General features: G+C 66.1%; 22 protein-coding genes and 1 other RNA gene. 8 read left to right on the top strand and 15 right to left on the bottom strand.

Annotated elements, in window-relative coordinates; genetic code table 11:
- From V7Q39_RS10850 to V7Q39_RS10840, 3 genes are all read left to right on the top strand, one after another.
- A partial coding sequence (locus tag V7Q39_RS10850) for a tetratricopeptide repeat protein (protein WP_443082507.1) occupies window positions 1-806 on the top strand: 806 nt, incomplete at its 5' end.
- Between the two features lie 20 nt (window positions 807-826).
- The gene (locus V7Q39_RS10845; protein ID WP_333816583.1) at window positions 827-1,300 is read left to right on the top strand and encodes an A24 family peptidase; all 474 of its coding nucleotides are present in this window, start codon (window positions 827-829) and stop codon (window positions 1,298-1,300) included.
- 62 nt (window positions 1,301-1,362) lie between these two features.
- The gene (locus V7Q39_RS10840; protein ID WP_333816582.1) at window positions 1,363-2,691 is read left to right on the top strand and encodes an ATPase; all 1,329 of its coding nucleotides are present in this window, start codon (window positions 1,363-1,365) and stop codon (window positions 2,689-2,691) included.
- A 16-nt stretch (window positions 2,692-2,707) separates the two neighbouring features.
- Here V7Q39_RS10840 and V7Q39_RS10835 read toward each other — a convergent pair whose 3' ends face one another.
- Together V7Q39_RS10835 and mgtE are read right to left on the bottom strand one after the other, a co-directional pair.
- Window positions 2,708-3,253: a 5-formyltetrahydrofolate cyclo-ligase gene (locus V7Q39_RS10835; RefSeq protein ID WP_333816581.1), complete on the bottom strand. Its 546-nt coding sequence runs from the start codon at window positions 3,251-3,253 to the stop codon at window positions 2,708-2,710.
- Window positions 3,250-4,596, bottom strand: coding sequence for a magnesium transporter (gene mgtE / locus V7Q39_RS10830; RefSeq protein WP_333816585.1), 1,347 nt, complete (start codon window positions 4,594-4,596; stop codon window positions 3,250-3,252). Before mgtE ends, V7Q39_RS10835 begins: the two co-directional genes overlap by 4 nt.
- Window positions 4,597-4,818: 222 nt before the next feature.
- Between mgtE and guaD the strand changes: the two genes are divergently transcribed.
- The gene (guaD, locus tag V7Q39_RS10825) at window positions 4,819-6,099 is read left to right on the top strand and encodes a guanine deaminase (protein ID WP_333816580.1); all 1,281 of its coding nucleotides are present in this window, start codon (window positions 4,819-4,821) and stop codon (window positions 6,097-6,099) included.
- Window positions 6,100-6,400: 301 nt separating this feature from the next.
- Here the strand turns inward: guaD and V7Q39_RS10820 are convergent, their stop codons facing one another.
- From V7Q39_RS10820 to V7Q39_RS10800, 5 genes are all read right to left on the bottom strand, one after another.
- On the bottom strand, window positions 6,401-6,718 hold the full coding sequence (locus tag V7Q39_RS10820) for a hypothetical protein (protein WP_333816579.1): 318 nt from the start codon (window positions 6,716-6,718) through the stop codon (window positions 6,401-6,403).
- Between the two features lie 26 nt (window positions 6,719-6,744).
- Window positions 6,745-7,314: a hypothetical protein gene (locus V7Q39_RS10815; RefSeq protein ID WP_333816578.1), complete on the bottom strand. Its 570-nt coding sequence runs from the start codon at window positions 7,312-7,314 to the stop codon at window positions 6,745-6,747.
- Between the two features lie 74 nt (window positions 7,315-7,388).
- Window positions 7,389-8,729, bottom strand: coding sequence for an 8-oxoguanine deaminase (locus V7Q39_RS10810; protein ID WP_333816577.1), 1,341 nt, complete (start codon window positions 8,727-8,729; stop codon window positions 7,389-7,391).
- A gap of 151 nt (window positions 8,730-8,880) precedes the next feature.
- A complete protein-coding gene (gene hisN / locus V7Q39_RS10805; protein WP_333816576.1) occupies window positions 8,881-9,678 on the bottom strand; it encodes a histidinol-phosphatase in 798 nt (265 codons plus the stop codon).
- Window positions 9,679-9,762: 84 nt separating this feature from the next.
- The gene (locus tag V7Q39_RS10800) at window positions 9,763-10,125 is read right to left on the bottom strand and encodes a helix-turn-helix domain-containing protein (protein WP_333816575.1); all 363 of its coding nucleotides are present in this window, start codon (window positions 10,123-10,125) and stop codon (window positions 9,763-9,765) included.
- 373 nt (window positions 10,126-10,498) lie between these two features.
- Here V7Q39_RS10800 and V7Q39_RS10795 point away from each other — a divergent pair, with 373 nt between their 5' ends.
- A complete protein-coding gene (locus V7Q39_RS10795; RefSeq protein WP_333816574.1) occupies window positions 10,499-11,467 on the top strand; it encodes an NADPH:quinone oxidoreductase family protein in 969 nt (322 codons plus the stop codon).
- On the opposite strand, the gene V7Q39_RS10790 is transcribed toward V7Q39_RS10795, so the two are convergent.
- Window positions 11,455-12,303, bottom strand: coding sequence for a LysR family transcriptional regulator (locus V7Q39_RS10790; RefSeq protein ID WP_333816573.1), 849 nt, complete (start codon window positions 12,301-12,303; stop codon window positions 11,455-11,457). The two genes, V7Q39_RS10795 and V7Q39_RS10790, sit on opposite strands and share 13 nt — an antisense overlap.
- Window positions 12,304-12,426: 123 nt before the next feature.
- Here V7Q39_RS10790 and V7Q39_RS10785 point away from each other — a divergent pair, with 123 nt between their 5' ends.
- The 3 genes from V7Q39_RS10785 (at window position 12,427) to V7Q39_RS10775 (ending at window position 14,359) form a co-directional block, all read left to right on the top strand.
- Window positions 12,427-12,648 carry a DUF1127 domain-containing protein gene (locus V7Q39_RS10785; RefSeq protein WP_333816572.1) on the top strand — a complete coding sequence of 74 codons (222 nt, stop codon included), beginning with the start codon at window positions 12,427-12,429 and terminating at the stop codon, window positions 12,646-12,648.
- A gap of 129 nt (window positions 12,649-12,777) precedes the next feature.
- Entirely contained in the window at window positions 12,778-13,515 is a 738-nt protein-coding gene (locus V7Q39_RS10780; protein ID WP_333816571.1) for a Bax inhibitor-1/YccA family protein, read from the top strand.
- A 76-nt stretch (window positions 13,516-13,591) separates the two neighbouring features.
- The gene (locus tag V7Q39_RS10775) at window positions 13,592-14,359 is read left to right on the top strand and encodes a hypothetical protein (RefSeq protein WP_333816570.1); all 768 of its coding nucleotides are present in this window, start codon (window positions 13,592-13,594) and stop codon (window positions 14,357-14,359) included.
- On the opposite strand, the gene V7Q39_RS10770 is transcribed toward V7Q39_RS10775, so the two are convergent.
- The 7 genes from V7Q39_RS10770 to gatC form a co-directional block, all read right to left on the bottom strand.
- Window positions 14,303-14,875 (bottom strand): AAA family ATPase, encoded by a 573-nt coding sequence (locus tag V7Q39_RS10770; RefSeq protein WP_333816569.1) that lies wholly within the window; start codon window positions 14,873-14,875, stop codon window positions 14,303-14,305. The two genes, V7Q39_RS10775 and V7Q39_RS10770, sit on opposite strands and share 57 nt — an antisense overlap.
- A gap of 67 nt (window positions 14,876-14,942) precedes the next feature.
- Entirely contained in the window at window positions 14,943-15,110 is a 168-nt protein-coding gene (rpmG, locus tag V7Q39_RS10765) for a 50S ribosomal protein L33 (protein WP_135448918.1), read from the bottom strand.
- A 113-nt stretch (window positions 15,111-15,223) separates the two neighbouring features.
- Window positions 15,224-15,638: RNase P RNA component class A (gene rnpB / locus V7Q39_RS10760), an RNA gene on the bottom strand.
- Between the two features lie 11 nt (window positions 15,639-15,649).
- Window positions 15,650-16,354, bottom strand: a complete 705-nt coding sequence (locus V7Q39_RS10755) for an N-acetylmuramoyl-L-alanine amidase (protein WP_443082508.1) — start codon at window positions 16,352-16,354, stop codon at window positions 15,650-15,652.
- 2 nt (window positions 16,355-16,356) lie between these two features.
- Window positions 16,357-17,118 (bottom strand): hypothetical protein, encoded by a 762-nt coding sequence (locus tag V7Q39_RS10750; RefSeq protein ID WP_333816567.1) that lies wholly within the window; start codon window positions 17,116-17,118, stop codon window positions 16,357-16,359.
- Between the two features lie 31 nt (window positions 17,119-17,149).
- Window positions 17,150-18,652 (bottom strand): Asp-tRNA(Asn)/Glu-tRNA(Gln) amidotransferase subunit GatA, encoded by a 1,503-nt coding sequence (gatA, locus tag V7Q39_RS10745; RefSeq protein WP_333816566.1) that lies wholly within the window; start codon window positions 18,650-18,652, stop codon window positions 17,150-17,152.
- Window positions 18,653-18,660: 8 nt separating this feature from the next.
- Window positions 18,661-18,948 carry an Asp-tRNA(Asn)/Glu-tRNA(Gln) amidotransferase subunit GatC gene (gatC, locus tag V7Q39_RS10740; protein WP_333816584.1) on the bottom strand — a complete coding sequence of 96 codons (288 nt, stop codon included), beginning with the start codon at window positions 18,946-18,948 and terminating at the stop codon, window positions 18,661-18,663.
- Window positions 18,949-19,009: the final 61 nt, after the last annotated feature.

Here is a 19,009-nt window from a genome sequence, read left to right as displayed (position 1 = left end):
CGGCCTGTCAGAACAGCTCTGACGCCCAGGTGCAAAGGGCCCTCAAGGACGTCAATGTCATCGACGAATCCAACCTGAACGACGTGATGCTCTCGGTCGCCGACCCGAACGAGGCGGTCGCCTACTTCACCAAGACGCTGCAAGAGAATCCGGGCCGGATCGACCTGATGCGCGGGCTCGCCCGCTCACTTTCGCGGGCGCAGAAGCCGACGGAATCCGCCCAGGTCTGGCGCCAAGTCACCGCCCATGCCGAATCCACCCCGGAAGATCGGGTGATGCTCGCCGATGCGCTGATCCGCTCGAACCAGTGGGCCGATGCCAAGGCCCAGCTGAACCAGATTCCGCCGACGCACGAAACCTATGACCGCTATCGCCTTGAGGCCATGGTCGCGGACAGCGACAAGAACTGGAAGAAAGCCGACAGCTTCTACGAGACCGCTGCGGGGCTCACCACCACTCCGGCAAGCACGCTGAACAACTGGGGCTTCTCCAAGCTCACCCGCGGCGATGCGCCCGGCGCCGAAAAGCTCTTCATCGAGGCGCTGACCTACGATCCCCAACTCTTCACCGCGAAGAACAACCTTGTCCTCGCCCGCGCCGCACAGCGCAAATACGATCTGCCGGTCATCAAGATGACGCAGACCGAACGCGCCGAGCTTCTGTATTCCATGGCGCTCGCCGCGATCAAGCAGGGCGACGTCAACGTCGGCAAGGGCCTGCTGAACCAGGCCATCGAAACCCACCCCAAACATTTCGAAGCCGCGGTGCGCAGCCTTGAAGCCCTTGATGCCAATGTGAAGTCGTGATGCTGGAACCAACCGATGCAATGATACTCCTGGTCCCGGTTCTGCCCCTGGCGATCTGGGCCGCGGTCTCCGACCTCAAGCGGATGAAGATCCCGAACAATACGGTCATCGCCATGGCGGCGGTCTGGCCGATCCTCGGCTGGTTCCTGGTGGGACTGTCCGGCTGGCTCTGGGGCCTGGCGCTGATGGCCATCGTCTTCGTGGCCGGGTTCCTGCTTTACCTGACCGGCACCTTTGGGGCGGGCGACGCCAAGTTCGCCGCCGCCATCGCGGGGTTCTTTGTCGGCGGCGACATCGGCGAAATCCTCCTGATCATCTTCGTCTGCATGGTCGGCTCGCTCATCCTGCACCGCATCCTGCGCAGCCTGCCCGTCGTCCGCAACGCCACCCCGGACTGGGAAAGCTGGACTCGCCGCCGCTACTTCCCCTTCGGCATGGCGCTTTCGGCCATCGTGATCTTCTACCTTCTTGCCGCCATCTGGCCACAGGGCTGACACAAGTTACGTTTACGACTCAATCAAAGCCCTTTGCTGCGATTGTCCACGGAGCTTGCTGAATGAACGCTGAGGCCTCGGTTTCCGCCCCCTCCACCGGGGTGCAATCGCCCCCGTCGCCCCGGTCGCTTGCCGAAACCGGGCTGTCGACCGTGATGATGCGGGACATCTTTCTCAAGACGATGTTCCGCACCAACATCGACCAGGTCTCGGTCCTGTCCAAGGCGATCTGCCTCAACGTCCCGCTGACGCAGGAACTCATGGACCTGTGCCGCACGCAGAAGCTCGTCACCGCGACCGGCACCATGCATGCGAATGCCGGCAACGAAATGGGCTACGAGCTCACCGACGCCGGCAAGGCCCGCGCGCTGGATTCGCTGTCGCAGTCGGAATACTACGGCGCGATGCCGGTGCCGCTGCCGGACTACCAGGTTCAGATCAAGCGCCAGTCGGTCCGCGATATCCGCCTGAACCGCGAGCAGTTGCTGTCCGGCATGGGTCACCTGATCCTGCCGCCCGACCTGATCGACAACCTCGGCCCCGCCGTCACCTCCGGCCGTTCGATCCTGCTTTACGGCCCGCCCGGCAACGGCAAGTCCTCGATCTCGCACGGCATCCGCGCGGCCCTCGGCGACAAGGTCTATGTCCCCCGCGCCATCGAATATTCCGGCCAGATCATCTCGGTCTACGACCCCATCGTCCATTCCGCCGCCGAGGCCGCGGTCGATGACCCGAACAGCCTGCGCCGCACCTCGAACCGCTTCGACAACCGCTATGTCTATTGCGAACGTCCCAGCGTGATCACCGGGGGCGAGCTGTCGCTCGACATGCTCGACCTGAAATACAACCCCACCGCCCGCACCTATCAGGCGCCGCTCCAGCTCAAGGCCACCGGCGGCATCTTCATCATCGACGACCTCGGTCGCCAGGCCGAACCGCCGCAGAAGATCGTCAACCGCTGGATCGTGCCCCTGGAAGAAAGCCGCGACATCCTCGCGCTGCAATCGGGCGAGAAATTCACTGTCCCGTTCGACACGCTGGTGATCTTCTCGACCAACTTCCACCCGAACGAGATCTTCGACGGCGCCGCCCTGCGCCGTATCTTCTTCAAGATCAAGATCGACGGCCCCAGCCAGGAGAACTTCCTGAAGATCTTCGCCATGGTCGCGCGCAAGAAGAAGATGCCGCTGGACGAAACCGCGCTGATGCACCTGATGAAGGTCAAGTTCCCGACCATCGCCAACAACTACGCGAACTATCAGCCGGTCTTCCTGATCGACCAGATGATCGCCGTCTGCGAATTCGAGAACATCCCCTACCAGATGACGCCGGAACTCATCGACCGCGCCTGGGGCAACATGTTCGTCCGGCAGGAAGACATCGCACACTGAGCGGAATTTTCGGGCGTTACGCGAAGATCGTGACACCCTTTTCCGTCACCACCGCATCCAGCCGCTGATCATATTCATCCACCGGCACCGCCTCCACCTCCTGCGCCGCGAAGGCAAATCCCACCGCCAACACCGGGCCCCTGGCTCGCAGCCCCTCCAGCGTCCGGTCGTAGAACCCGCCGCCATAGCCCAGCCGGTATCCCCGCGCGTCGAAGGCCAGCATCGGCACGATCATCACCTCCGGCTCCACCCAGGCGCCCTCCTCGGGGATCAGCGCGCGGAACGCCCCTTCCACCAGCCGGCAGCCCGGCGACCATTCCCGGAACCGCAGCGGAGAAGCCTTGGCCAGGATCACCGGCACCCCCACCGGCCCCTGATGCGCCGCCATCGCCGGCAGCGGGTCGATCTCTGATCGCATCGGCATATAGCCCGACAGCGCCTTGCCCCGATGCGGCGCAAGGTAATCCGCGAGGATCTCTGCCGCCTGCCCCTGGCCCAGGGCGAAAGCCTGGGCCCGTCGCGCGAAGGCTTCCGCCCGTGCCGCCGCTTTCACATCCGTCATGTCAGCATCACCGTCGCCAGCCCCAGAAAGGCAAAGAACCCCATCACATCCGTCAGCGTCGTCACGAATGTCCCGCTCGCCAGCGCCGGGTCCAGACCCATCCGCTCCAGCGTCAGGGGCACCAGCACCCCCCCCAGCGCCGCGACCACCTGATTCACCATCATCGCCAGCGCCAGCACCGCCCCAAGATGCCAGTCTCCGAAGATCAGCACCCCCGCCGCCCCCAGGATCAGCGCCAGCCCGACCCCGTTCATCAGTCCGGCCAGCAACTCCCGCCGCACCACCCGCGCCGCATTCGCCCGGGTCAGGTCGCGCGTCGCCAGCGCCCTGACCGCCACCGCCAGCGATTGCGTCCCCGCGATCCCGCCCGTGGAGGCGACAATCGGCATCAACGCCGCCAAAGCTACCAGCGTGGCGATCGTGTTCTGGAACTGGCTGATCACCATGGCCGACAGGGAGGCCGTGAAAAGGTTGATCACCAACCAGGGCAGCCGCTGCTTCACCGTCTCGACCGGCCCGTCACTGACGCTCGCCTCCTCGCCCACCCCGGCCAGGCGCAGCATGTCTTCCTCATGCTCCTCGTCCAGCACGGTCATCGCGTCGTCGATGGTGATCACCCCCACCAGCCGACCGGAGCCATCGACCACCGGGCAGGAAATCAAGTGATACTGGTTGAAGATATAGGCGACATCGGCCTCCTCGTCGGTCGCCGCCACGGTGCGGAAACTGTCCTCGGTAATCACCTTCAGCTTCACCCCCCGCGCCGCCGACAGCACCCGCCCCAGCGTGACGTAACCCACCGGACTCATCCGGGGATCGACCAGGATCACATGGTAGAACTGGTCCGGCAGATGCTCGGCTTTCCGCAGGAAATCAATGGCTTCCCCTACCGTCCAATGCTCCGGTGCCACCACCAGCTCGCGCTGCATCAACCGGCCTGCCGAATGCTCTGGCCAGGCCAGCGCCTGCTCCACCGCCACCCGGTCGGCCGCGTCCATCGCGCCCAGAAGGCGGCCCTGATCCTCGGCCTCCAGGTCCTCGACGATGTCGACGAGGTCGTCGGAATCCAGCTCGCGCAGCGCATCCGCGACCACGTCGTCGGGCAGCGCGTCCAGCACCTCCTCGCGGATCGAATCGCTGATCTCCGACAGCACCTCGCCGTCGATGACCGCCGAGCCCATCGCCAGAAGCGCCTCGCGGTCGGTATCGCTGACCTGCTCCAGAAGGTCGGCCACGTCGGCGGGGTGAACCGGCTCCAGCAGGGCCTCGACCCGCGCGCTGTCGCCTGCGCGGGCGGCATCCAGCGCCGCATCCAGCGTCGCTTCCAGCGTTGCCGCATCCATTGCGTCCGGCGTCGTCCTGACCGTCGTTTCCGTCATGCGACCCCCTGCTCTTCCGCCGACCTTAGGCCGCTTTTCCGGTGACGGCAAAGCCTGTCACCCGCCCAGGTCTTCCGGTTTCCGGGCCTTCGCGCTTTTGCGAAACAGTTTCAAGCCATGATCTGCAACAGAAAATTTACCGCTGCCCGGAAAGCGCCTAGTCTGACCCGGTTCAAGGGGCATGTCATGACCGATCTCATTCTGGGCCAAGTCCTCCGCTACGCCGGCGATCCCTTCGTCGACGGGCTCTCCGCCGCCCAGATCCTGGGCCAGGGCGCCGTCGCCATCGAGGCAGGCCGTATCACTGCCGTCGGCGAAGCCGCCGACTTGCGTGCCCGCTACCCCCGGGCCCGGCTGCACAACCATGGGCGGAAGCTGATTTCCGCCGGGTTCATCGACGCCCATGTCCACTATCCGCAGACCGCCATCATCGCCTCCTGGGGCAAGCGGCTGATCGACTGGCTGAACACCTACACCTTCCCGGAAGAGATGCGCTTCAGCGATCCCGCCTATGCGCAAGAGATCGCGAACCGCTATCTCAACCTGATCCTCGCCCGCGGCACCACCACCGTCTGTTCCTACGCCACCATCCACCCGGCCAGCGTCGACGCCATCTTCACCGCCGCCCAGACGCGCGGGATGCGGCTTTTCGCCGGCAAGACCTGCATGGATCGTAACGCCCCCGAGGGCCTGCGCGACACCGCCCGGACCGCCTATGACGATTCGAAGCGGCTTCTGGAGAAATGGCACGGGATTGACCGGCTCTCCTATGTCATCACCCCCCGCTTCTCGCCCACCTCCACCCCGGAACAGTTGCAGGCCCTCGGCGCCCTCTGGCGCGACTATCCCGACTGTCTGATGCAGACCCATCTCTCAGAACAGACGGATGAGATCGCCTGGGTGAAGGACCTCTTCCCGCAGTCCCGCGACTATCTCGACACCTATGAGGCGCAAGGTTTGCTCCGCGAAGGCGCGGTCTATGGCCATGCCATCCACCTGACCGACCGCGAACGCGCCCGCCTGGTCGAGGCCGGGGCCAGCCTCGTCCACTGCCCGACCTCGAACACCTTCATCGGCTCCGGCCTCTTCGACATGACCCTCGCGACCAAGCTGCGCGTCGGCCTCGCCACCGACACGGGCGGCGGCTCGAACTTCTCGATGCTGCACACCATGGCCGCCGCCTATGAGGTCGCCCAGCTCCGCGGCCAGTCGCTGCATCCCGCGCAGCTCTGGTGGCTCGCCACGCAAGGGTCGGCCCGCGCCTTGAGCTGCGAGGACCGGATCGGCAACATCGCACCCGGCATGGAGGCCGACCTCGTGGTCATCGACCTTGCCTCCACCCCCGCCATCGAACAGGCCACCCGCCGGGCCGAGGATCTGTGGCAGCAGCTTTTCCCCACCATCATGATGGGCGACGACCGCGCCGTGGCCGAAGTCTGGGTCGGCGGCAAACGCATCCCCGACTGACCCTTCAGCCTTTCACATTTGCCCAAATATCCCCGCCGGAGGCACGGCCGAGGGTCTGCGCGTCCTTCATGCGCAGGACCGAGACAAAAGCCGCGCGCCGCAGGCGCTCAATTCGACACCCGCTCCCGACCCTTGATGCCGACGGTCGCATCGCGCAGCACCAGCCCCGGACGCCTTCCTGCCCCCTCCGTGGGGAGGGGCCGGGGGTGGGGGACCGGTCAGCAGGGTAAAGACCATCCTAACGATGCATGTTAACCCATTGATTTCCCTGAACCCGAAGCCCCTTTCCCGCGTGGGCAGGCTACTCCGCCAGCTCCCAGCCATCGGGGTAGAAATCATGCTTCAAGGCGATCGAGGTCGAGATCCGCTCATATTTCCAGACCTCCTCTGCCGTCACCGCAATCGGCCCGATCGAGGCCACCAGCGTCTCCCCGTCCTTCAACCTGCGGGTCTGGAACCCCTCCATCCGCAAGGCCCGCTCCAGCGCCGGCCAGGACGCATCCATCTCCTCGATGAAGAACGCGTATTCGACCACCGCCGTCTTCGGCAGGCTGATCCCCTTCGACTGCCGGAAGGTGTCGAAAGTCTCGCGACGCTGGGCTTCGAAATTGTGGTCCATGACGGGCCTCCTGCCCGCCTTCTACCTCACTCGGTGCGGTGACAGAAGCCCCGCTCATAGGGTGCGTCCCAGGTCCAGTCGCTGGCATTCAGCGCCTCGAACCCCACCGGCTCCAGCACGCGCGTCTCGCCATCCTCGACCGCCGTCATGTTCCACAGATCGACGTCGCAGGCGAAGGTTTGCCCCGCCAGCTCTCCCTTGTGATGGTAGCCCACCACCGTGAATTGGTTGTCGAGGAACTGCAGTTCGGTGACGATCCGCCCCGTTCCCTCTTCGTCGGCATATTCCGTCACGATCTGCAGCGTGCTGCCGTCCGCCGTTTCCACAACCTCCAGCGCCTGTGTCGTCGCGAAGGCCCCCAGCGCGATCGCCGGATTGTCGAACTGCGGCTCGCCTTCGGCCACCGCAGGGCTGCCGGGATTGCCGCCCCAGATCACCAGCCGGGCCATGTCCTCGTTCTGCGACAGCCGGGCCAGGAAGGTGAAACCGTCGCCCGAGGTCCCGGCCCAGTTTCCGCTGGCCTCCGACAGGACGGTCTCTGCCGCGGCGGGAAGGGCGCAGGCGAGAAAAAGGGCAAGGCTGGCAATCGGACGCATTCGGCTCTCCCGGTTTCGGATGCCGCGACCATGCCTCCCCCACAAGGAAAGCGAAAGGGCGGGAAAACCCGCCCCTATCCCGCCAGCCGCGCCGCCAACTGCCGCTGCCGTTCCAGCACGCGCGGCAGGTCCAGCGTCTGCATCTGTCCCTCCCGCACCACCTGCCGCCCCTCGACGACCAGGTGTCGCACCCGCGTCGGCCCGCACAGGACCAGCGCCGCGACCGGGTCCCAGCTTCCCGCCGCCTCGACCCCGCGCATATCCCAGACCGCCAGATCCGCCCGCTTGCCGGGCTCCAGCGACCCAAGATCCTCCCGCCCCAGCACCTGCGCCCCGCCCAGCGTGGCGATCTCCAGCACCTCCCGCGCGCTCATCGCATCCGCGCCCCGCGCCACGCGCTGGAGGAGCATCGCCATCCGCACCTCGGCCACCAGATTGCCCGCGTCGTTCGAGGCCGAGCCGTCCACCCCGAGGCCCACCTTCACCCCAGCGTCCCGCATGGCGCGGACCGGGGCGATGCCGGAGCCAAGGCGACAATTCGAACAGGGACAATGGGCAACCCCAGTGCGGGAGCGGGCGAAAAGATCAATTTCCGAACCATCGAGCTTCACGCAATGGGCGTGCCAGACATCCGCGCCAGTCCAGCCCAGATCCTCGGCATACTGGCCAGGACGGCAGCCGAACTGCGCCAGCGAATAGGCCACATCCTCGTCATTCTCGGCCAGATGGGTGTGCAGCATCACCCGCTTGTCCCGCGCCAGCAGCGCCGCATCCCGCATCAGCTCGCGGCTGACCGAGAAGGGAGAACATGGCGCCAGCCCCACCCGCAGCATCGCCCCCGGCCTTGGATCGTGAAACCGGTCCACCACCCGGATCATGTCCTCCAGGATCGCCGCCTCCCGCTCCACCAGACTGTCCGGCGGCAGGCCGCCCGCGCTTTCCCCGATCGACATCGCGCCCCTCGTCGGGTGGAAGCGAAGACCGACTTCCTCCGCCGCGGCGATGGTATCGTCCAGCCGCGCGCCGTTGGGGTAAAGATACAGGTGGTCCGAGGTCATCGTGCAGCCCGACAACGCCAGTTCCGCCAGCCCGACCTGGGCCGAGGTGAACATCTCCTCCGGCCCGAACCGCGCCCAGATCGGATACAGCGTCTTGAGCCAGCCGAAGAGAAGCGCATCCTGCCCGCCCGGCACCGCGCGGGTCAGGGTCTGGTACAGGTGGTGGTGGGTGTTGACGAGGCCCGGCGTCACCACGCAGCCGCCCGCGTCGATCACCTCCGCGCCGGGAGCGACCAGCCCGCTGCCCACGGCGCGGATCACCCCGTCCCGCACAAGGACGTCGGCGCCGGAAAGTTCGTCCCGGCGCGCATTCATCGTCACGACAACATCGGCATTGCGGATCAGCAGGTCCGGCATGGGTGCACCTTTCGCACACCCTTCGGTTTCTGGGAAACCGCTGCCCGCCGTCAGAAGGGAGAAGGACACGGCAGACGGTGCAAGCATATCCGTCACAGGCCGGTGTCGGCAAGCCAGACCATGCTCAGTCAGCCCTTCCGGGCGAAAATCCTCAGGCGTTCAGCAGCGCCAGCGCCTCGGCATGCAGCTCCCGGCTTGCTGCAGCCAGGATGCGCCCGCCCTCATACGCCGGGCGCCCCTGCCAGTCGGTGACGATCCCGCCCGCCGCCTCGATCACCGCGATGGGGGCCTGGACGTCATAGGCCTGCAAGCCCGCCTCGATCACCAGGTCGATCTGGCCTGCCGCGATCAGCGCATAGGCGTAGCAATCGGTGCCGTAGCGGACGAGCTTCGCCCCCGATGCCACGCGCCGGAAGGCGGCGCCTTCCTCTGGCGTGCCGACCTCGGGAAAGGTGGAGAACAGGATCGCCTGCGACAGGGGCCGCGCCCCACGCACCGCCAAAGCCGCCTCGCCCATCGGGCCAGTGACGCGCGCACGGCCCAGACCGCCCTCGAAGCGTTCGCCGATGTAAGGCTGGTCGATGATGCCGAAGAGCGGCCCTTCCGCATCGCGGACCGAGATCAGCACCCCCCAGGTGGGCGTACCGGAAAGATAGCCGCGGGTACCGTCGATCGGGTCAAGCACCCAGGTCAGGCCGGAAGAGCCACTGCGGACGCCGAACTCCTCGCCTAGGATACCGTCTTCTGGACGGCGCCGGGCGAGGACTTCGCGCATACGTTCTTCGGATAAGCGGTCTGCGGCAGTCACCGGGTCGAAGCGCTGGGTTTCCTTGGTCTCGGCCGCGAGGTCCCGCGTCCGGAAGTGCGACAGAGTGGCGACCCGCGCCACATCCGCCAATTCATGCGCCACAGCCACCAGCTCTGACGCCAAACCTTCGGAAATCCGCATCCTGTCCCTCTTCCTGCCGGTCCCGCGTGAGGGGGCCGTCCCCGGGCGCGCTAAACGCCCAGGGAGACGAGGTCAAGACTTCAGTCAGGCGGCTTCGGAAAGAACCCGCGCCAGATCGAAGAGCCGGCGGCGCTGCGCCTCGGGGATCGCGTAGTAGGAGCGGACCAGTTCCAGCGCTTCCTTGTCCGACATCATGTCGCCATGCGCATAGGCTGGCGCGGCCTGGCCTTCGCCAAGGCCTTCGAAGAAGAACGAGATCGACACGCCCAGCGCATCGGCCACATCCCACAGGCGGGAAGCGCTGACCCGGTTCATACCGGTTTCATATTTCTGGATCTGCTGAAACTTGATGCCGACCTTGTCGGCAAGCTGCTGCTGGGTCATGCCCACCATCCAGCGGCGGTGGCGAATACGCTTACCAACATGTGCGTCAACGGGATGCTTCATTCTAACTAAACTCCAAGATCGGTGTGTCCGTTCCCCTCGGTGATCTATAAGCAAGTATCGTGCCAAACTCGGCGATCCCGGATGTGTTAACAAATTATTTTCCCGGGGTGCCAAAACCTGTCCTTTTGGATATGTCGAATTATCCAATCGTATAACACACGGCGGGGTTGTCCCGAATTGCCCGCGGAAGAGTCGAGGCCGAATCAGCGCTCTCCCTAAGGTGGTATCGCATTTTGCGTTGCATTTTGCACTTCCCTCAGCGGCTTTATCGCATTTTGCGAAAAACTGGATCATTGCGTTGCAAGAAACTGTACACTGGTTAACAACCATACACCGTAGGTAGTAGAAACAACAGCAGGGAAAAGGCTTCAGGATGCGCGCCTGGCAAGTGATGGAACTCGGGGGCGAGCCAACTTTGGCAAGTCTTCCGCCCCCAATTCCCGTTAAAGGCGAGGTCGTCTTGCGGGTGGAAGCAGTCGGGCTCAACTTCGCGGATATGCTTGCGATTCAAGGCAAGTATCAGGTCCGGCAGGCGCCACCCTTCGTTCCCGGCATGGAGCTTTCGGGCGTGGTCGAGGCGCTGGGGCCCGGCGTCGAGGGGCCGGCCCCGGGTACGCGGGTGCTGGCGACCTGCCCCGCCGGCGCCCTCGCCGAGCGCATTTCCCTTCCCGCGCACCGTCTTTCACCCCTGCCCGACACGTTGGGTTTCGAGGAGGCCGCCGGTTTCCCCATCGCCTATGGCACCTCGCACTTGGCCTTGACCCATGTCGCGCGCCTGAAGCGGTGCGAGACGCTGTTCGTCACCGGCGCGGCGGGGGGTGTCGGCCTGACGGCGGTCGAGATCGGCAAGCGTCTGGGGGCCCGTGTCATCGCCTCAGCCCGGGGCGAGGCGCGGCTGGAGGTCGCGCGGCAGGCCGGGGCGGATGTGCTGATCGACAGCGAGACGCCGGGACTCAAGGACCGGCTCAAGGCCGAGGGCGGAGTGGATGTCGTCTATGACGCGGTCGGCGGCCCCGCTTTCGACCAGGCCCTGCGCGCCTGCAGGCCCGAGGGGCGGCTTCTGGCCATCGGCTTCGCTTCGGGCGAGGTGCCGCAGATCTCCGCCAACCTGCTTCTGGTCAAGAACCTCACCGTGTCCGGCTTCTGGTATGGCGGATATGAGGCCCATGCGCCGGGCCTGGTGGCCGACAGCATGGCCGAACTGCTGCGCTGGCGGGCCGAGGGGCTGATCCACCCGCATGTCAGCCACGTCATGCCCTTCGAGGCCTTTCCCGAGGGGCTCGCGCTCCTGCGCGAGCGCAAGGCCACCGGGAAGGTGGTGATCCGGGTTCAGGCGCCGTAGCCGCAGCGCAGTTCGCTGACCAGCATCTCCAGCGCTTCGTCGCTGCGGCGGTTCGCGCGGTAAAGCGCCAGCTTCATCGGCGCCACCTGCGGCAGTTGGTTGTCCGCCGCGATCGGCACCAGCCCCTCGGGGATGCTGCCGACCATTCGCATCGACACGGCAAGGTCCGCCGCCACCGTCGCCTCTACCGCCTGCTCGCTTTCGCCGCCCGTGGCCATCTCCCAGGCGATCCCCGCAGCCTCAAGCGCCGCCTGGGCATGGGGGCGGAAGATGCATGTGTCCTTGAACCCCAGCCGCAGCGGTCGGCGCTGCCAGGCATTCCCGTCCGGCGCACCCACCCAGACCAGCCCGCGCGACGACAGCACCTCGGCCGCCGGATCGGGCATCTCTTCGGTGGTGATGATCACGTCGAACTCGCCCTTCGCGAATTCCTGCTTCATCAGCACGGTGAAGGACGACACCAGATTGATCCGCACCCGCGGATAGCACTGCGCCATCCGCCGCAGGATGCCCGGGATCGCCGGATAAACCACGTCATGCGGCACGCCCAGCCGGATTTCCCCTTCGCAGGCGTTGGACAGCGCCGACAGCGCCTCGTCGTTCAGGGCCAGCATCCGGCGGCCATAGGACAGAAGCTGCTCCCCCTCGGGCGAAAGCGCCAGCTTCCGCGCCGCCCGCAGGAACAGCGACATCCCCAGCGCCTCTTCCAGCCGCTTGATCTGCATCGAGACCGCCGATTGCGTCAGGTTCAGGTAACCCGCGGCCCGCGTCACGCCGCCGACATCCGCGACGGTTACGAAGGAGCGCAGGGAGGCAAGGTCGAGGTTGCGGGGCATATCACAGATCCTGATGATTCATCGCACAATCATTCGTTTCCATAATGCACGGCCCGGATGCATTGTTCAAGCATCCTGATGCAACCGCATCTCTCTATCACTGAAACCGATGAAGGAGCCGTCATGTCCGCCCATCTCCGCACCCGCCCGCTCGCCCTCCTGCGCTCCGCAGCCCTGTCCCGCCTGCCCGCACGTCTGCTCGCCGCCATCGCCCTTGCCCGGTCGCGCCACGACCTGCGCAAGTTGGACGACCGCCTTCTGCGCGACATCGGCCTTACCCGCGCCGAGGCGCTTTCCGAAGCCGAACGTGCCCCCTGGGACGCCCCGGCGCATTGGAAGGGCTGAAACTGGTCCGGTTTTGCCCGCCAAATCGACCAAGGTGCTTGAAATCACGAGTCCTATTTCCAATATTTCACGCATGAGGTCGCGCCGGTTCCCCCGGCGTTGCCCTTAGGGACAACATCGGAGGCTTCAATGGCTGATTATGACACGATCCGCAGCGTAGGCGTTGGCGCCCGCACGCAGATCGACGAAGGGCTTCGCGCCCATATGAACAAGGTCTACGGGCTGATGTCCGTAGCCATGGTGGTGACTGCAGGCGTCGCCTGGGCGGTCGGCACGTCCGACGCGCTGCTGGCGATCTTCCGCGACCCGATGACGCTGCGTCCGAATATTCTGGGCTGGGTGGTGATGTTCGCCCCCCTCGCGATGGTCTTCGCCTTCAGCGCCATGCTGAACCGGATGTCGGCCGCCGCCGCGCAAGTGTTCTTCTATGCCTTCGCGGGCGTCATGGGCCTGTCGCTGGCCTGGATCTTCAAGGTCTTCACCGGCGTTTCCATCGCCCAGACCTTCCTGATCACCGCCATCGCCTTCGCGGGCCTGTCGCTCTATGGCTACGTCACCAAGCGCGATCTTTCCGGCATGGGCACCTTCCTGATGATGGGCCTGATCGGTCTGATCGTCGCGATGATCGTGAACTTCTTCCTCGCCTCTTCGGCGCTGGCCTTCGCGATCTCGGTGATCGGTGTACTGATCTTCGCGGGACTGACGGCCTACGACACGCAGAACATCAAGAACACCTACATCCAGCACGCCGCGGCGATGGATCAGGAATGGCTGGGCAAGGCCGCCATCATGGGCGCGCTGAACCTCTACCTCGACTTCATCAACCTGTTCATGTTCCTACTGCAATTCATGGGCAACCGGGAATAGGCGCAGAACCAGAATCCGAAAGGGCCGGTCGCAGGACCGGCCTTTTTTGTTGCGCCCGATCCCGACACCGATACCGTTGCCGCTGGCGGAGGTTTCTATGAACTGGACGATACCGCAGCGCGAAAATCTGCTGAAGCGTCTGCAAACTGAGCCACCGCGCGCGGTTTGGGAAAGCGTCTGCTTCGCGCGGGGTGGGTTCCTCAGGTACGACCCCGACGAAGAGCGTGAGGTCGCCCGCGCCGTGATGCGGCTCGTTCGTCACAATGCTTTCCTTCTGGCAGACCGGCTGGCCGGTCTCGGGTGGCATCCACTCACGCCACCCATGGTCGGCACGCCAACGCCCCGCCCCTTTCCGGGTGAAGCAGAGGCCGAGGAGTTCGGCCCGCTTCCACTTGCCCTTTCCGCCTTCTGGGAAGTGGTCGGCGGCCTGGACTTCGTCTGGGACTACAAGCGCGGGCCAGCTCCCGATCTTTTCGGCGGTTACAAGATAGAAGAGTTGGACCCGCTTTGCATCGACGCACCCCAGACCCTGCCCTTCCTCGCCAAGGAATGGAAGGAGCTTCGCGCAGCTGGCGAGATCGGCCCTGGAGACAAGGTCCCGCTCGATCTTGCCCCCGATGCGCTTCACAAGGCCAACATCAGCGGTGGCAGTCCCTATGGGCTGCGCCTGCCCGATCCCGACCCGGACCCGATGTTCATCGGCGATGATTTTGCCCTCCGCTTCACCGCCTACCTGCGGCTGTCGTTCCGTTGGGGCGGTTTTCCGGGGCTGGCGGCGTTGCCTCGCTCAGCCGTGGCCGACGCCCGTGTCGCCAGCCTGACCGAGGGCTTCCTGCCCTTCTGACCCTCCCTGCGGCCAGCCTTCGAGAAAGGCCCGCACCTCGGCCTGGGAGCGCATGTGGATCACCGGCATCCCCCGCGGCGCCCCGGCGGCCAGTCGCTCTATCCTGGCCCGCGCGCTGTGCCGTGTCCGCCAGATGAACCGCCAGAACGGCAGGGTCTCGCGATGAAAGCCTTCGGGGCACCCCTCCGGCATGTCAGGGCGGTTGCCGCCCCGCAGCGTCCGCCGCAGCACCCGCCACAATCGTAGACCCACCGGCAGGTCGAGCCAAATCAGCATGTCGGCCCGCGCCAGCCGGTTTGCCCAGGTGGCCGAATGTCCGCCCTCGAAGATCCAGGCCTCGCCCGCCTCGACCTCGTGGCAGAGGCGGGTCTTCTCGTCGCGGGGCCGTTCGACCCATCCGGGCATCCAGTGGATATGGTCGATGTGGACCACCGGCAGACCGGTCAGACGGCCCAGGTCGCGGGCCAGTGTCGACTTGCCCGATCCCGGCTGGCCCACGATCATGATCCGTCGCATCGCCGCCCCCAAAGCAAAAAGGCCGCCCCCGAAGGCGCGGCCCGTCCTGTCGCAATCCGGCGCGATCTTACTTGATCTTGCCTTCCTTGTATTCGACATGCTCCCGCTTCACGGGATCGTATTTCTTGATGACCATCTTCTCGGTCATGGTGCGAGCGTTCTTCTTGGTCACATAGAAGTGGCCGGTGCCCGCGGTCGAGTTCAGGCGGATCTTGATGGTGGCGGGCTTTGCCATGGTCGTTTCCTCTGCATCGGGGAATCCAGCGGCCCCCGGTCAAATCCTTGAAGCCCGCCTTTTAGCCACGCAGTCGGCAGAGTCAACCGCCAAACGGCAAGCCCGGGGTCGATTTGCGCGGAGAGCCTGTAAGCCGGATTCTGTCCTGGCCTTGCGGCCATGGATGACCATTCCTCTGCCAACCGTGTCGCCACGGCGGTCAAGCTGCCAACCCGGGCCTCTCGGGCGTTGGCATCCCTGCGGGCGGTATCCTTGCGGACCGGCCCCCGCGCGAGGCCCCTATTTGGCATTGCTCCGGGTGGGGCTTGCCGTGCCGGTCCTGTTGCCAGTCCCGCGGTGGGCTCTTGCCCCACCGTTTCACCGTTACCCTGCCAAGCCGAAGGCGAACCTTCTCAAACGACAGGGCAGTCTCTTCTCTGTGGCGCTTTCCCTGGGGTTGCCCCCGCCGGGCGTTACCCGGCACCCTTGCCAACGGGAGTCCGGACTTTCCTCGACCCCTTTCGGGACCGCGGCCATCCAGCCCTCCGCGCGGGGGTCAGTTAGGCATCGGCGCGGCTTCCGTCAATGCCAAACCGCCGCAGCCCTTCCGCCAGCGCGAGGTCGGTCCCGTCCAGCGGTCCCCTGGCCCAGGGCCGGAAGCGCAGGCGGAAGGCGGTCAGCAGCGTCTCTGCCGAAGCCTCCGGGTAGCCGAAGGCCCGCAGGTCGGCCAGGAACCTTGCATGATCCTCCGCGTGCCCCGTGGGCGCGGGCTGGGCTGGGGGAGCGGCAAGGGCATCCTCCGGCCAGATCGCAAGCCCCTGCAACGCCAGCCGCCGCCAGTCGAAGCGCGGGCCGGGGTCGCCCTTCCGCTCCGGCGCCATGTCGCTGTGTCCGATCACCGTCTCCGGCCCCAGGCCGTGCCGCTCCAGCACCCCGGCCAAGAGCCGCTCCAGCGCCGCCATCTGCGGCTCGGCAAAGGGCTCCCATCCGGTATTCGCCAGCTCGATCCCGATGGAGCGCGAGTTCACATCCCCCGCCCCGCGCCACGCCCCGGCCCCTGCGTGCCAGGCCCGCGCAGCCTCATCCACCAGCGACAGAACGCTGCCATCCCCATCGATCAGGTAATGTGCCGAAACCTCCGCCACCGGATCGCACAGCCGCTCCAGCGCCGCGGCGCACGAGGGCATGGCGGTATAATGCAGCACGACCAGGTCCACCCTGGCCCCGCCCCGCCGCTCGCCAAAGTTCGGCGAGGGATGCGTCAGGCTCACTGCAGCGCGGTGCGGAACGGGCGCGGGTCCCAGGAACAGGCGAAGCCGTCGCCGTCCGGGTCGATGCCCATCCGGTCGCGGTCCGGGCCGCCCTTGGCCAGGAAGTCCTGCTGCGCCTGGTCGGGCGAGGCATATTTGGCGCAGGCCGAATCCGCGCTGCGGATGCTCATCCCCGAGCGCTTGTACATTTGCACGCCCGGCGCATGGGTCGTCGCCAGCGCGAATTCCACAATGTTCGGCCCGGTATCCCCCGGCCGCTGCGGCAGGTCCTTCGGCTGGACCACGACATATTCCGCCCGGTTCCGCTCGATGCGTTCCTTGTCGCTCTCGATGGTCTCGCGCGAGGACACCGCGTTGAAATCCTGCTCGTCGGAAATCCCGGTGTGGCTCGCGACCTCGCCCGATTCCTCCTTGATCCCGGCCGGGGCCCCGCCGCGCGGGCGGGCGCTGCTGTCGGTCGGCATCGGGGTCGGCAGGGGTGTCGCCGTCGGCGTCGGCGCCACAACGGGGGCCGCAGCCACCGGCGCCGCGCCTTGCGAGCGGTCGATCGCCGCCGCAGCCGCTGCGGGATCGAAGCCCCCGCCCGGCGGCACCACCGTCACCGGCGCGCCCGCCGGGGCCGGCGAGGCCCCGCGGATATAGCTGTTGTAGTCCTGGAAGCCCACGCCCGCCCCCCTGTCGGTGGTCGAGGGGGTGCAGGCTGCCAGCATCAGCGCAGCAACGGCTGCACCAGCGGCGGGAAGGAAGGTAGGGCTCATCACTGCCTCGAAAGCGTCGTTTGGCGGCCCCTTACCACCATTTTTCCGCTTTGGCCACAAAGCCCGCACGGCTTTCCAACACATGTGCGTAATTCAGCAACGCGCCTTCCTCCCAGGGCCGCCCGATCAGCTGCAGCCCCAGCGGCAGCCCCTGCGCGTCCAGCCCCACCGGAACCGAGATGCCCGGCAGGCCCGCCAGGTTCACCGTCACCGTGAAGACGTCGTTCAGATACATCTTCACCGGATCGGCATCCGCCATCTCGCCCAGCCCGAAGGCAGCACTTGGCGTGGCAGGGGTCAAGATCGCATCCACCCCCTCGGCGAAGGCCGTCTCGAAGTCGCGCTTGATCAGCGCCCGGACCTTGCGCGCGCGGTTGTAATAGGCGTCGTAGAACCCCGCCGACAGCACATAGGTCCCGACCATCACCCGGCGCTGAACCTCCGGCCCGAAGCCCTCGGCCCGGGTCTTCTCGTACATCTCGGTGATCCCGTCGCCCTGCGCCAGCTTCGCCCGGTGGCCATAGCGCACCCCGTCATAGCGCGCGAGGTTCGACGACGCCTCCGCCGGCGCGATCACATAATAGGCCGGCAGCGCATATTTCGTATGCGGCAAGGAGATATCGCGCACCTCCGCCCCGGCATCGCGCAGCATCGCGACGCCCTTGGCCCAAAGCGCCTCGATCTCCTCCGGCATACCGTCCATCCGGTATTCCTTCGGAATCCCGATCACCTTGCCGCGGATATCCCCGGTCAGCGCCGCCTCGAAATCCGGCACCGGAATATCGGCGCTGGTCGAATCCTTCGGGTCATGCCCCGCCATCGCCTGCAACATGATCGCCGCATCGCGCACGCTCTTGGTCATCGGCCCCGCCTGGTCCAGGCTCGACGCAAAGGCCACGATCCCCCAGCGGCTGACCCGTCCATAGGTCGGCTTGATCCCGACGATCCCGGTGAAGGCCGCAGGTTGCCGGATCGACCCCCCGGTATCCGTTCCCGTCGCCGCCAGGCACAGGTCCGCCGCCACCGCCGCGGCCGACCCGCCCGAGGACCCCCCCGGCGTCAGCTGCACGTTCGCGCCCTTCCGCCGCCAGGGGCTGACGGCATTGCCATAGCACGAGGTCTCGTTCGAGCTTCCCATGGCGAATTCGTCCATGTTCAGCTTGCCCAGCATCACCGCGCCCGCCCCGAACAGTTTCGAGGTCACGGTCGATTCGTACTCGGGCCGGAACCCCTTCAGGATGTTCGACGCCGCCTGCGACGGCACGCCCTTGGTGCAGAACAGGTCCTTGATCCCCAGGGGAATGCCGCACATCGCCGGGGCCTCGCCCCCCGATTTCCGGGACTCGGCGATCCGTGCATCCGCCGCCCGCGCCTGCTCCAGCGCGATCTCGGGGGTCTTGTACACGAAGGCATTCAGCCCGTCGCCCGCGTCGATCGCCGTCAGGCAGGACATGGTCAGGTCGACAGCCGAAATCTCGCCCTTGCGCAGCGCATCCCGCGCCGCCGCGATGGTCCAGGAGTTGGCACTTGTCATTGGCGCGCTCATTCCACCACCTTCGGCACGGCAAAGAATCCCTCGCGCGCATCCGGCGCGTTCTTCAGCACCTCTGCCTGAATATTGCCATCCGTCACCACATCCGCCCGCCGCTTCAGCCGCATCGGCGTGACCGAGGTCATCGGCTCCACGCCCTCCACGTCGACCTCGTTCAGCTCTTCCATGAAGCCCAGGATGCCGGACAGCTGGTCCGCCAGCTTTGGCAGGTCCGCCTCTTCCACCCGGATACGGGCCAGCTTTGCAACCTTGCGGGCGGTGTCGATGTCAATGGCCATGACGGCTCTCCACTGGATTTGGCCCCGTTTAGCCGCCCCCGCCCCGCCCCGCAAGCGGATG

Source organism: Tabrizicola sp. (genome assembly GCF_036781545.1).
Lineage (GTDB): Bacteria > Pseudomonadota > Alphaproteobacteria > Rhodobacterales > Rhodobacteraceae > Tabrizicola.
This window is presented reverse-complemented; position numbering and strand designations above follow the sequence as displayed.